This is a genomic window from Isoptericola jiangsuensis (assembly GCF_002563715.1).
GTDB classification, from domain to species: Bacteria; Actinomycetota; Actinomycetes; order Actinomycetales; family Cellulomonadaceae; genus Isoptericola; species Isoptericola jiangsuensis.
Window position 1 is genome coordinate 2436069 of sequence record NZ_PDJJ01000001.1, and the last position, 12331, is coordinate 2448399.

General features: G+C 74.9%; 12 protein-coding genes and 1 other RNA gene. 6 read left to right on the forward strand and 7 right to left on the reverse strand.

From position 1 onward, the window contains the following. Positions 1–57: 57 nt before the first annotated feature. The gene (locus ATJ88_RS19025) at positions 58–672 is read right to left on the reverse strand and encodes a GNAT family N-acetyltransferase (protein ID WP_098463885.1); all 615 of its coding nucleotides are present in this window, start codon (positions 670–672) and stop codon (positions 58–60) included. Here ATJ88_RS19025 and ATJ88_RS11145 point away from each other — a divergent pair. The 3 genes from ATJ88_RS11145 to ATJ88_RS11155 all read left to right on the forward strand — a co-directional run bounded on the left by ATJ88_RS11145 (position 671) and on the right by ATJ88_RS11155 (position 5099). After that, positions 671–1090 carry a hypothetical protein gene (locus tag ATJ88_RS11145; protein ID WP_098463886.1) on the forward strand — a complete coding sequence of 140 codons (420 nt, stop codon included), beginning with the start codon at positions 671–673 and terminating at the stop codon, positions 1088–1090. The genes ATJ88_RS19025 and ATJ88_RS11145 overlap by 2 nt on opposite strands. A gap of 66 nt (positions 1091–1156) precedes the next feature. Then, positions 1157–2554 carry a 3' terminal RNA ribose 2'-O-methyltransferase Hen1 gene (locus ATJ88_RS11150; protein ID WP_098463887.1) on the forward strand — a complete coding sequence of 466 codons (1398 nt, stop codon included), beginning with the start codon at positions 1157–1159 and terminating at the stop codon, positions 2552–2554. Between the two features lie 34 nt (positions 2555–2588). Further along, a complete protein-coding gene (locus ATJ88_RS11155) occupies positions 2589–5099 on the forward strand; it encodes a polynucleotide kinase-phosphatase (RefSeq protein WP_098463888.1) in 2511 nt (836 codons plus the stop codon). Between the two features lie 79 nt (positions 5100–5178). Here ATJ88_RS11155 and rnpB read toward each other — a convergent pair. Both rnpB and ATJ88_RS11165 read right to left on the reverse strand, forming a co-directional pair. Beyond that, positions 5179–5574, reverse strand: an RNA gene (rnpB, locus tag ATJ88_RS11160) — RNase P RNA component class A. A gap of 36 nt (positions 5575–5610) precedes the next feature. After that, positions 5611–5994, reverse strand: a complete 384-nt coding sequence (locus tag ATJ88_RS11165) for a tautomerase family protein (RefSeq protein ID WP_098463889.1) — start codon at positions 5992–5994, stop codon at positions 5611–5613. A gap of 90 nt (positions 5995–6084) precedes the next feature. Between ATJ88_RS11165 and ATJ88_RS11170 the strand changes: the two genes are divergently transcribed. Together ATJ88_RS11170 and ATJ88_RS11175 are read left to right on the forward strand one after the other, a co-directional pair. Beyond that, the gene (locus ATJ88_RS11170) at positions 6085–6918 is read left to right on the forward strand and encodes a YaaA family protein (protein WP_098463890.1); all 834 of its coding nucleotides are present in this window, start codon (positions 6085–6087) and stop codon (positions 6916–6918) included. A 49-nt stretch (positions 6919–6967) separates the two neighbouring features. Continuing rightward, the gene (locus tag ATJ88_RS11175; RefSeq protein WP_098463891.1) at positions 6968–7297 is read left to right on the forward strand and encodes a TfoX/Sxy family protein; all 330 of its coding nucleotides are present in this window, start codon (positions 6968–6970) and stop codon (positions 7295–7297) included. Between the two features lie 21 nt (positions 7298–7318). Here ATJ88_RS11175 and ATJ88_RS11180 read toward each other — a convergent pair whose 3' ends face one another. The 4 genes from ATJ88_RS11180 to ATJ88_RS11195 are packed head-to-tail and all read right to left on the reverse strand — an operon-like array spanning position 7319 to position 11417. After that, complete coding sequence (locus ATJ88_RS11180; RefSeq protein WP_098463892.1) at positions 7319–8002, reverse strand: histidine phosphatase family protein; 684 nt, start codon at positions 8000–8002, stop codon at positions 7319–7321. Then, positions 8002–8742, reverse strand: coding sequence for a zinc ribbon domain-containing protein (locus ATJ88_RS11185; RefSeq protein ID WP_098463893.1), 741 nt, complete (start codon positions 8740–8742; stop codon positions 8002–8004). The genes ATJ88_RS11180 and ATJ88_RS11185 overlap by 1 nt, the downstream gene beginning before the upstream one ends. A 32-nt stretch (positions 8743–8774) precedes the next feature. Beyond that, the gene (locus ATJ88_RS11190) at positions 8775–9641 is read right to left on the reverse strand and encodes a Nif3-like dinuclear metal center hexameric protein (protein ID WP_098463894.1); all 867 of its coding nucleotides are present in this window, start codon (positions 9639–9641) and stop codon (positions 8775–8777) included. A gap of 30 nt (positions 9642–9671) precedes the next feature. Then, the gene (locus ATJ88_RS11195; RefSeq protein WP_245852360.1) at positions 9672–11417 is read right to left on the reverse strand and encodes a bifunctional 3'-5' exonuclease/DNA polymerase; all 1746 of its coding nucleotides are present in this window, start codon (positions 11415–11417) and stop codon (positions 9672–9674) included. Positions 11418–11510: 93 nt separating this feature from the next. On the opposite strand from ATJ88_RS11195, the gene ATJ88_RS11200 reads away from it, so the two are divergent. Further along, on the forward strand, positions 11511–12320 hold the full coding sequence (locus tag ATJ88_RS11200; RefSeq protein WP_141538658.1) for a hypothetical protein: 810 nt from the start codon (positions 11511–11513) through the stop codon (positions 12318–12320). Positions 12321–12331: the final 11 nt, after the last annotated feature.

Here is a 12331-nt window from a genome sequence, read left to right on the forward strand (position 1 = left end):
CGGGCGACGCTCAGGTAAAGCGCCCCTTGGCCTTTCTTGACCGAATTTTCACCCTCGTCACCGGGACGAAACCTCGTCGAAGTCGATGCGCAGGACGCGGCGCCGCGAAGTCGGCGCCGACACCTCGGTCAGCCCCGCCGCCGCGAACACCTGCGGCGTCCCCACGCTCGCCTCGTCCCACACCACCTCCCCGCCGTCCGCCGCCACGATCGGGTACCCCTCCAGCGCCGCCGCACCCCGCGACCGGGCGAACTCCACCGCCGCGGCCGCCAGCTCGTACGTCAGCCCCTCGCCCCGGAACCCCGCGCGCACGACGAAGCACGCCGCCACCCACACGTCCGCGTCGTCCCGGTCCTCGTGCCGGCCGCGCCACGCCACCGGACTGCGACCGAAGTAGCGCCGGTACGTCGGTCGCGGCGCCACCGCCACCCACCCCACCGGCTCGCCGTCGTCGTACGCCACCAGACCGCTCGTCGACGACGCCGCCGGGTCGCCCGCGCACGACTGCTCCGCCAGCCGCATCCGCCGCTCCCCCACCGGCATGTCCCACCACAGCCGGTCCCCCAGCACCTGCCGCTGGCACTGGCAGCGGCCCGCCTGCGACGTGCCCAGCACCGTCTGCACGTCGTCGAACGGGACCTCGTTCGCGGGACGGAACTCCAGGGCGGCCATGCGCGGCAGGCTACGCACCCCTGCCGACCCCGGCACGCGGGGGCCTCCCGCGCGCCGGGACCTGCTGGACGCCGACCTCGAGCACCACCCCGTGCACCTCGTCGCCGTGGTCGTCGGCGCCGCCGCCGGCTACGCGTTCGGTGCCTACCGGGCGCGCACGACGTACGTGCGGGCCGTACCGCAGCATCGCGGGCTCGTGCTCCGCTACGGCGTCGAGTCGTTCGTCGCCCTGGGGATCCTCGTCGTCATCAAGATCGTCGCCGAGCAGGACCTCCTGCCGGACGGTGACGTGTTCCGCGGCGTCGTCGCCGCGCTGCTCGGCTTCCTCGTCGTCGAATCCTTCGCCCGCGTCCTGACGCTGCTGCGCCGCTACCCGGGCGACCGCGCCGGGTCCCCGGCCCCGGAGGCCGGCTCGTGACGGCGGGCAGCGCCGACCTGGGGAAACACGCTGCAACGGACGGGCGCGGTCCGGCATGATGCAGGCGTGCTCCTGACCCTGACGACCACGCACCGCCCCGCCACCGACCTGGGCCACCTGCTGCACAAGCACCCCGACCGGGTCCAGGAGTTCGCGCAGTCCTTCGGGACCGCCACGGTGCTCTACCCGGAGGCGTCGGACGAACGCTGCACCGTCGCGCTGCTGGTCGAGATCGACCCGGTGCGCCTCGCCCGCACCGCCGGCCGCGGCACGCCCGACTTCTCGCTGTCCCAGTACGTCAACGACCGCTCGTACGCGGCGTCGTCGCTGCTCGGCGTGGCGCTGGCCGACGTGTTCAGCACGGCGCGCCGCGGACGGTCGGACTCCCGCCAGCACCTCGCCGACGCCCCGCTGCCGCTGGAGGTGCACGTCCCCGTGCTGCCGTGCCGCGGCGGGCCGGAGATCGCCCACCGGCTGTTCGGGCCGCTGGGCTGGAGCGTCACCGCGACCCCGGTCCCGTTGGACGACCGCTTCCCGGCCTGGGGCGACTCGCGGTACGTCTCCCTCACCCTGACCGGCGACGTCCGCCTCGCCGACGCCCTCAACCAGCTCCACGTGCTCCTGCCCGTGCTGGACGAGGCCAAGCACTACTGGCAGGGCGACGACGAGGTCGACAAGCTGCTCCGCTCCGGGGAGACCTGGCTGGCCGGGCACCCCGAACGCGAGCTCGTCACCCGCAGGTACCTCGGCCGCCGCACCACGCTCGCGCATACCGCCCTGACCCGCCTGGCAGAGCTGGACGGCAGCACGGGGAGCAGCCTCGCCCCGGCCGAGGACGAGGAGGTCGCGCAGCCGCCGGAGCAGCGTGTCTCGCTCAACGCCCAGCGGCACGAGGCCGTCCTCGCGACCCTGCTGGAGCTGGGGGCGGGTTCCGTCGTCGACCTGGGCTGCGGTCCGGGACAGTTCCTCGCACGACTCGTCGACGAGCCGTCGTTCACGCGGGTCGCGGGCGTCGACGTCTCGACCCGTTCCCTGCGCACCGCGGCCCGCCGCCTGCACCTCGACACCCTCAGCGAGCGCCAGGCCGCCCGCGTCAACCTGTTCCAGGGTGCGCTGACCTACACCGACGCCCGGTTCGCGGGTTTCGACGCCGCCGTGCTGATGGAGGTGATCGAGCACGTCGACCCGCCCCGGCTGGCCGCGCTCGAACGCGTCGTGCTGGGCACGGCCCGGCCCGGCGTCGTCCTGGTGACCACCCCCAACGCCGAGTACAACGCGAACTACGAGGGCCTGACCGGGATGCGTCACCCCGACCACCGGTTCGAGTGGGACCGTGCCACGTTCCAGCGGTGGGCCGAGCGCGCCGCCGCCGAGCACGGTTACGAGGTCACGTTCCGCGGGATCGGCGACGTCGACCCCGCACGCGGCACCCCCACGCAGATGGCGGTGTTCCGCCGTGGCTGAGCGCACCACCCCCGAGGAAGGCAGGACCCCCCGCATGGAGCAGACGCGGCAGATCGGCGTGCCCGCCACCGGGCTGGTGCTGCTCGTCGGCGTGTCCGGCAGCGGCAAGTCCACGTTCGGCGCCCGCCACTTCGGGCCCCACCAGGTGATCTCCTCCGACTTCTGCCGGGCGCTGGTCTCCGACGACGAGAACGACCAGGACGCCACCCCGGACGCCTTCGACGTCCTGCACTACATCGTCGGCACGCGGCTGCGGCGGGGACTGCTCACCGTCGTCGACGCCACGAATGTGCAGGCCGCGGCCCGCGCCTCCCTCGTGCGGCTCGCCAAGGAGCACCACGTCCTCGTCGACGCGATCGTGCTCGACGTCCCCGAGTCGGTCGCGATCGAGCGCAACGCCGCCCGGCCGGACCGGTCGTTCGGCGCGCACGTCGTCACCCGCCAGCAGCGCGACCTCAAGCGCTCCCTGAAGCACCTGCGCAAGGAAGGATTCCGGCGCGTCCATGTGCTGCGCGGCGACGACGTCGAGCACGCCGTCGTCACCCCCGAGAAGCCGTGGAACGACCGGTCCGACCTGCACGGACCGTTCGACGTCGTCGGTGACGTGCACGGCTGCGCCGCCGAGCTGGTGCTGCTGCTGGGACGGCTCGGCTACGACGTCGAACGCGACACCGCAGGGCGGGCCGTCGGCGCGGTGCACCCCGCCGGCCGGACGGCGGTGTTCGTCGGCGACCTCGTCGACCGCGGCCCCGACACCCCCGGCGTGCTGCGCCTCGTCATGGGGATGGTCGCGGCCGGGACCGCGCTGTGCGTCGCCGGCAACCACGAGGCCAAGCTCGTCCGGGCGCTCAGGGGCGCCAAGGTGCAGGTGCGGCACGGCCTCGCCGAGTCCCTCGCCCAGCTCGCCGCCGAGGACGAGGTGTTCACCCGCGACGCGACCACGTTCATGGACCGCCTCATCAGCCACTACGTGCTCGACGACGGGCGCCTCGTCGTCGCGCACGCCGGGCTCAAGGAGGCCTACCACGGGCGCGCGTCGGCGCGGGTGCGGTCGTTCGCCCTGTACGGCGACACCACCGGCGAGACCGACGAGTACGGCCTGCCCGTGCGCCACCCCTGGGCCCGCGAGTACCGGGGCGCCGCCGTGGTCGTCTACGGGCACACCCCCGTGGTGGAGCCCGAGTGGGTCAACAACACGATCTGCCTCGACACCGGCGTCGTGTTCGGCGGGAAGCTCACCGCGCTGCGCTACCCCGAGAAGGAGATCGTCCAGGTCGCCGCGCTGGAGCAGCACTTCGAGCCGGTCCGACCGCTCGCCCCGCCGACCGGCACCGAGGAGCGCGAGCCGACCGCGCTGGCCGTCACGGACGTCACCGGCACCCGCTGGCTCACCACCGAGCACTCCGGCAAGGTCAAGGTCCCCGAGGAGAACGCGGCCGCCGCGCTGGAGGTCATGAGCCGGTTCGCCGTCGACCCGCGCTGGCTGGTGTACCTCCCGCCCACGATGGCGCCCGCGCCCGCGTCCCGTCTCGACGGGTTCCTGGAGCATCCCGAGCAGGCGTTCGAGGAGTACGCCCGCGCGGGCGTCACCGAGGTCGTGTGCGAGGAGAAGCACATGGGCTCGCGCGCGGTGGCCGTGCTCGCCCGCGACGCCGACGCCGCCCGCCGCCGGTTCGCCGTCGCCGACGGCCGCACCGGCACCGTGTACACGCGCACGGGGCGTGCGTTCTTCGGCGACGACGCGATCGTGGCCCGCCTCACCACGGCGGTCGCGCCCCTGTTCGACGCCCTCGACACCGACTGGCTCGCCCTCGACTGCGAGCTGCTGCCCTGGTCCGCCAAGGCGGAAGGGCTCATCAAGGAGCAGTACGCGTCCGTCGGAGCTGCGGCCACCACCGCGCTGCCCGCCGTCTCCGCGGCCCTGACGCGCGCCACCGCCCGCGGCCTCGACGTCGCCGACCTCGCCGAGCGGACCGACCGGCGTGCCGCCAACGCGGCCTCCTACCGCGCCGCCTACGGCTCCTACGTGCGCCCCACCGACGGGCTCGACGGCGTCACCGTCGCCCCGTTCCAGGTGCTCGCCGCACAGGGCCGCAACCTCGCCGCGACCGAGAGCCACCGCTGGCACCTGGAGCAGATCGCCCGGCTCACCGACCCGCTCGTCACGCACACCCGGCACCGCTACGTCGACCTCGCCTCGCCCGAGCAGCGTGACGCCGCCACCCGCTGGTGGCTCGACCTCACCGCGTCCGGCGGCGAAGGCATGGTCGTCAAGCCCGTCACGCCCGGCCGGCGCCTCCAGCCCGGTCTCAAGGTCCGCGGACGCGAGTACCTACGCATCGTCTACGGCCCCGACTACACCGACTCCCTCGACCTGCTGCGCGACCGTCGCCTCGGCCGCAAGCGCGCCCTCGCGCTCCACGAGCACGGCCTCGGCCTCGAAGCGCTCAGCAGGTTCGTCGCCGGAGAACCCCTGTGGCGGGTGCACGAGACCGTCTTCGCCGTCCTCGCCCTGGAGTCGGAGCCCGTCGACCCACGGCTCTGAACGGAGCGCGCACCCCTCGGCACAGACCCTGTTCTCGGCCCGCAAGCACTGCCTTGACATGCTCGGACCGGGAGAGGTGCGGACGAGTCGGTCTGTACGCCGGGTTCTGTCCCCGTGCCCGGTTGCCCCGGCACGGGTGACGGTCATCCATCTAGGCCCTGCGTTGCCGCAGGGCTCGAGCGGTCTACCCGGCTGCGCTTCTCGCGAGGAGAATCGGGCGGGCCGCCCTCGATCACAGCCTGTCTGACCTTGCTCCAGGTGGGGTTTACCGAGCCACGACCGTCACCGGCCGTGCTGGTGGTCTCTTACACCACCGTTTCACCCTTACCCGCACGCCGAGGCGAGCGGGCGGTCTGTTCTCTGTGGCACTGTCCCGCGGGTCACCCCGGGTGGCCGTTAGCCACCACCTTGCCCTTCGGAGCCCGGACGTTCCTCGGCACCGCCGAAGCGGTGACGCGACCGTCCGACCGACTCGTCCGCCCGGCAAGGATACCCGCTGGTGGGCGGGCGCTCAGACGTCGACGCGGTACCCGAGGGCGAGCTCGTCCCCGGCGAGGCCGCGGATGCCCCAGTTCTCGCGGGGGCTCTCCAGGACGACCAGCTCCAGGTCGTCGGTGCTCAGCCCGAGCGCGGGGGCGACGTCGTCGAACATCGCCCGGACGAGCGCACGCTTGGCCTCCGGGGAGCGCCCTGCGAAGCACACGACCTCCACGACGAGGTACGCGTCCGAGCGCGGCGCGACGAGGTCGCCGTCGTCCAGCAGGAAGAAGCGGTGGAACCGCTTGTCCGCCGGGATCTGCCACGCCCCGACGAGGGCGGCGTGCAGGACGTCGGACACCTCGCCGCGGCGCTCGCCCCACACGGACCGGTTGCCGGAGATCTTCACCTGGACCATGCCCCCGACCCTAGGGCGCGCCGTGTGCGTCCGGCCACACCGCCCCCGGCGCCCCGCACTCGCGATGCCGCTCACCTCTAGGCTGTCGGGGTGCTGATCTGCCTGCCGCCCTCCGAGGGCAAGACCCCCGCTCCCGAGGGCGCGGCCCCGGTGGACCTCGCGGCGCTGCCGGCGCCCGCGCTGACGCCGCGCCGCGAGAAGGTGCTGGACGCCCTCGCCGAGGTGAGCGCCCGCACCGACGCCACGGACGTGCTCAAGGTGAGCGCCGGGCTGGCGGACGAGGTCGCCCGCAACACGACCCTGCGCACCGCCCCCGCGGCGCCCGCCACCGACGTCTACACGGGCGTGCTGTACGCGGCGGCCGGGCTCGGCACCCTCGACGGCGCCGCGGCCGTGCGTGCCGCGGAGTCCGTCCTGGTGTTCTCCGGTCTCTGGGGCGTCGTCGCGCCGGGCGACCGCATCCCCGCCTACCGCCTGTCGATGGGCGTCGACCTGCCGGGCGTCGGCAGGCTCGGCACCGCCTGGCGCGACGACCTCGCCGCCGCCCTCGACGCGCGGGCCGCGGGCGACGTCGTCGTGGACTGCCGCTCGGCCGCCTACGTCGCCGCGTGGAAGCCCCGCACCACGGGCGCGGACGCGACCGACTGGGTCGCCGTGCGCGTCGTGCGCGAGCACGACGGGCAGCGCACCGTGGTGTCCCACAACGCGAAGCACACCCGCGGCGTCCTGGCCGGCCACCTGCTGCGCCGCGCGGCCGAGCCGCCCACGTCGGCGGACACCCTGCTCGCCGCCGCACGCGAGCTCGACGGTCAGGTCATCGGCACCGAGGTCGGCACCGGCCTGAGCTACCGCATGGTGGAGGCGACCCTCCACGACGCCACCACCCGCACCGGCCCCCGCACGCTGGAGATCGTCATCGCCTGAGGCGGGCCCCGCCCGCGCCGACGACCTCCGCCCGGCGCACACTGGCCCCATGGCCTTCGACGAGGAGCTCGCCGCCCGCGTCCGGGACGCCGTCGGCGAGCACGCCGCGTACGACGAGAAGCGCATGTTCGGCGGCGTCGCGTTCCTGGTGAACACCCACATGGCCGTCGGGATCACCCGCGACGTCCTCATGGTGCGCGTCGGGGTGGACGGCCACGACGCGGCCCTCGCCGACGGCGCGCACGAGATCACCATGGGCGAGCGGACGATGCACGGCACGGTCGGGGTGGACGCCGCCACCACGGCCGACGACGACGCCCTGCACGCCTGGGTCGCTCGCGGCGTGGAGCGGGCCCTGGCCCTCGACCCGAAGCGCTGACCCGGCCCGAGGCCGCGGCGGTCAGGCGTCGGTCGGGAACCCGACGACGGAGACCTCGCGCTCGCCGTCGGGCCACAGCCGCACGATCGACAGGGAGCACGGCGGGATGCGGAGGCGTCCCCACGCCGTGGGCGGGGCCTGGAGGGTGAGACCGACGAGGGCGCGGATGACCGCCGCGTGCGCCACGACGACGCTCGTGCCGGTCGCGTGGGCGGCGGCGACGTCGTCGAGGGCGGGCAGGACACGCTCGCCGAGAGCGGCGTAGGACTCGCCGCCCGGCGGCGCGAACGTGCCCTCGCGCACCCAGCGGGACAGGTCGCCGGGCCAGCGCTCGTCGACCTCGACGGGCGTGAGGCCCTCCCAGTCGCCGAACCGCACCTCCGTGAACCGGTCGTCGGTGCGCACGTGCGCGCCGAGGCGCCGCCCGATCGCGGCGGCGGTCTCCTGGGCGCGGGTCATCGGCGAGGCGACGACGACCTCGGGGCGCGGCAGGTCCGTCCAGCGGTCCTTGCCGACGCGGAACACGGCGTCGGCGGCCTGCGCGGCTTGGCGTCGCCCGAGCGTGGTCAGGGACGGTCCGACGACGTCACCGCCGGACAGCGCCCCCGCCTCCGTCAGCGGGGTGACGCCGTGCCGGACGAGGACGACGGTGGCAGGGACGGCGCCGTCGTAGCGGGCGAGCGCCCCCGACGCGGGGGCCGCCATCAGGCGTCGTCGGCGCCGCGGACGAGGATGCGCCCGCACTCCTCGCAGCGCACGACCTGGTCGGGGGCGGCGTTCCGTGCGGCGGCCAGGTCGCCCGGGTTGAGCTCGAGGCGGCAGCCGTCGCACCGGTTGCCGCGCAGCGCGGCGGCACCGAGGCCGCCGAGCTGGTTGCGCAGCTTGTCGTACAGCGTCACCAGGGCGGCGTCGAGACCGGCGACGGCCTCGGCGCGCTCGGCCTGCACCTGACGGCCGGCGGCGTTGACCTCGGCGAACGCGGCGTCCCGCTCGGCGGTCGCGGCGTCCTTCGCCGCGACGAGCTCGGCGTGCGCGGACTCGACCTCCGCGAGGGACTTCTGGTGCGCCTCCAGGCGCTCCATGACCTCGATCTCGGCGTCCTCCAGGACGGACTGCCGCCGCGCCAGGGACTCCAGCTCGGAGACCACGGCCTGCGCGTCCTTCGCGGACAGCGAGCCGCCGTCGAGACGCTGCTGGTCGCGGGTCGCGCGGGCACGCACCTGCTCGACGTCGGCCTCCGCCTTGGTGACCTCGCGCTCCAGGTCCGCGACGGCGGTGCGGGAGTCCACGAGGGAGCCGTGCAGGTCGGCCAGGCGCGACTCGAGCTCGGTGATGGTGGCGAGCGTCGGGTGGGTGCGCTTCTGGTGCGCGAGCTGCTGCAGGCGCGTGTCGAGCGCCTGCACGTCGAGGAGTCGGCGCTGGTCCTCAGCGGGGGCGGTGGCCATGGTGGGTCCTCTCGACGTGCGGGTGGGTGGGCTCAGCGGTCACCGGCACCGATCCGGGTCGTCCACGGGTCGGTCACCAGGGTGCTCACCCTGGTGGTCACCGTACCGCCTGGCAGCCGTGCGGAGAGATCCGCGGCGGCGTACGCGAGCCACGGCCACTCGGAGGCGAAGTGGGCGACGTCGACGAGGAACGGCGTGCCCGCCGCAGCCCGGTCCGGGTCGACGGCCTCGAAGCGTGCCCGCTCGCGCAGCTCGGAGGCCGGGTGGTGGCGCAGGTCGGCGGTGACGTACGCGTCGACGCCCGCGCCGCGCACGGCGTCGAACAGGGAGTCCCCGGACCCGCCCACGACGGCCGCCGTCGCGACCGGCGCGTCGAGGTCGCCCGCCACCCGCACCCCCTGCGCCGTGGCGGGGAGCACACCGGCGACGTGCCGCGCGAACTCCCCCAGCGTCGTCGGCGTCTCCAGGCGGCCCACACGCCCGATGCCGCGCTCGGCGTCGTCGGTCCGCGCCACCAGCGGCGTGCGGTCCACCAGGCCCACGAGGTCGGCGAGCGCGTCCGCGACGCCCCGCGGCGCGGAGTCCGCGTTGGTGTGCGCCACGTACAGCCCGCACCCGGCGGTCAGCAGCCGGTGCACCACCGAGCCCTTGAACGTGGTGGCGGCCACCGAGTGCACGCCCTGGAGGAACAGCGGGTGGTGCGTCACCACGAGGTCGGCCCCCCACGCCAGGGCCTCGTCCACGACGGCCTCGACCGGGTCGACGGCGAGCAGCACCCTGCGTACCTCGCGGCGCGGGTCGCCCGCGACCAGCCCGACGGCGTCCCACCCCTCCGCGGTCGACGGCGGGTACAGGTCCTCCAGGACGGCGACGACGTCGGCCAGGGTGGGGGTGCTCATGGCGCTGACACTACCGACCGGCCGACGCCGTCACTTGGCGTCCGCGTAGGAGTCGACGGTGGCGACCGTCAGCGGGAACTCGACGGGGAAGTCGCCGAACAGCAGCCGGCCTGCCTCCGCGGCGGCCTCCCGCACGACCCGGGCGACGTCGTCCGCCATCGCGGCGGGCGCGTGCACCACGACCTCGTCGTGGAGGAAGAACGCGAGGTGCGGCCGGTCGGCGAACGGCGCCGGACCGAGACCCGGCGACGACGACGTGCCGAGCTCCCACAGCCCGCGCCGGATCGACGCGAGCCAGCACAGCGCCCACTCCGCGGCCGTGCCCTGCACGACGAAGTTGCGCGTGAACCGGCCCCAGGACCGGGCCGACGACCGCGCCGTCGAGGCCGCGTCCGCCGCCGCGCCGTCGTCCAGCGCACCGGCCTGCACGGCCTCCCACGCCTGGCCGGGCGGCGGCGAGCTGCGGCCGAGCCACGTCGTCACCACCCCGCCGCGCTCACCGGTCCGCGCGGCGTCCTCCACGAGACCCATCGCGCGCGGGAAGGCACGCGTCAGGCGGGGCAGCACGATGCCGCTCACCCCGGTGGTGCCGCCGTACATCGCGCCCAGCATCCCCACCTTGGCGTGCTCGCGGGACTCCACGGCGCCGCTGGCGACGATGCCCGCGTACAGGTCGCCGTGCTGGCCCGCGGCGGCCATCGCCTCGTCCCGGGACATCGCGGTCAGGACACGGGGCTCGAGCTGGGCGGCGTCCGCCACGACGAGCACCCACCCGGGGTCCGCCTGCGCGGCCCGACGCACCGCCTTGGGCAGCTGGAGCGCTCCCCCGCCGGTGGACGACCACCGCCCGGTGACGACGCCGCCCACCACGTAGTCGGTGCGGAACCGCCCGTCGGTGACCCACTGGTCCAGCCAGTGCCAGCCGTTGGCCGTCCACAGCCGGTACAGGTTCTTGTACTCCAGCAGCGGTGCGACCACGGGGTGGTCGAGCCGTTCGAGCTCCCACTTGCGCAGGCTGCGCGCCCCGACGCCCGCGTACTCCATGGCGCGCAGCAGGTCGGGGTGGGAGTCGGGGTTGAGGGTCGGCGGGGCATCGAGCGCCGCCCGGATCTCCCCGACGAGCGACTCCAGGCGGGCCGGGCGGGCACCCTCGGGCGGGCGCGGGCCGAGGGTGTCGGTGAGGATCTGGTCGTGCACGTCGGCCCGCCACGGGAACCCGGCGTGCCGCATCTCGGCGGCCACGAGGGCGCCGGCGGACTCCGCCGCCACGAGGAGCCGGAGCCGCCCCGGTGCTGCGGCGCCCTCGACGGCGTCCTGCTGGGCGGCCAGCTCGGCGACCGGGTCCGGCCGGGAGGCGGGCTCCGCCTCGTGCCGGGTGCGCGGCCGCTCCGGACCGAGGTCGAACAGCGACTCCGACTGCGGCCGGCGCACCGTCCCCACGGGGACCTCGGGGTCGACGGCCGCGGGCGGCGCATCCCACGGCCCCGGCGGTGCGGCCGCGAGCGCCGACCCCGCCGCCAGGGCGGAGGAGCGCAGGATGCGGTGGGCGAGACGCAGGTCGTGGGCGCGGTCCACGCGCACCCCCGCCGCCAGCAGGCCCGGGTACCAGGCGGTGGTGTCGTCCCACGTCCACCGGGGCTGCTCGGCCACGTCGAGAGCGGCGACGGTGGCGGGGAGGTCGGCCACGGCGGTGGGCGACGACGCCTCGGGGCCGGGGGTGGCGGTCCGGGTCAGGACGGGGACGCCGTCGGGGCCGCGGGACAGGACGGCATGCACGTGCCCATCATCGCCGTCGGCTCCGACACGACGGGTGCGGACCGGGCCGTCGAGCGGTAGGTGGTTGTCACACCCGGGCACTATCCCTTTCTCATGGTTCTCGACCCCAACGTCCCGCATGTCGCCTACTTCGTCGGGCTGGCGCAGACCGACGGCCATCACAGCGGCGACCTCAGGGGGAAGGGCCGGCTCGAGATCGAGCTCTCGGCTCGGGACGCGGCGGTGCTGGAACGGCTCGCGGCTCTGCTCCCGTGCTACGCATCCGTGGGTCGCCGGACGCGCACCACGAACTTCAGCCGCAGCCGAGTCCATGAGACGGCGATCCTACGGATCTACGACCGGACGGTCCGCCGGGAGCTGGCGGCGCTCGGCGTCGTGGTCGGGCCCAAGTCCGACAAGGTCGCGCCACCGCCGGTCCCGTGCTCGCGCACCGACTACTGGCGAGGTGTCGTCGACGGGGACGGCTCGTTGGGCTTCACTGCTGCCGGGAGGCCGTTCGTGTCGTTGGTGAGCGCGAGCCCCGCTCTTACGCAGGGGTTCGCGGACCTCCTCCACGACGTCACGGGCGCCGTGCGGACGCCTCGTCCGAACACACGGGACGGCGTCGTCAACCTCATGGTCCAGAGCAACGAGGCCGCCGCCCTGGCGCGGTGGCTCTACCCTGACGGCTGCGAACTGGCACTCACGCGCAAGCGCGACCAGGCCGCGCGCGTCCGGGCGTGGCGGCCCCCGGCGGGCAGCGAGCACCGTTACGGCGTTCGGCAGAGGGCCTGGACGCCGCAGGACGACTCGGTCGTCCTGGATCCCGGCCTGACCCAGGCGGAGGCCGCGCGCCGGCTCGATCGGACCATGTCCTCGGTCAGCATGAGGCGTTGGCGCCTGCGACAGATCGAGCAGGGCTGAGCCTCAGCACC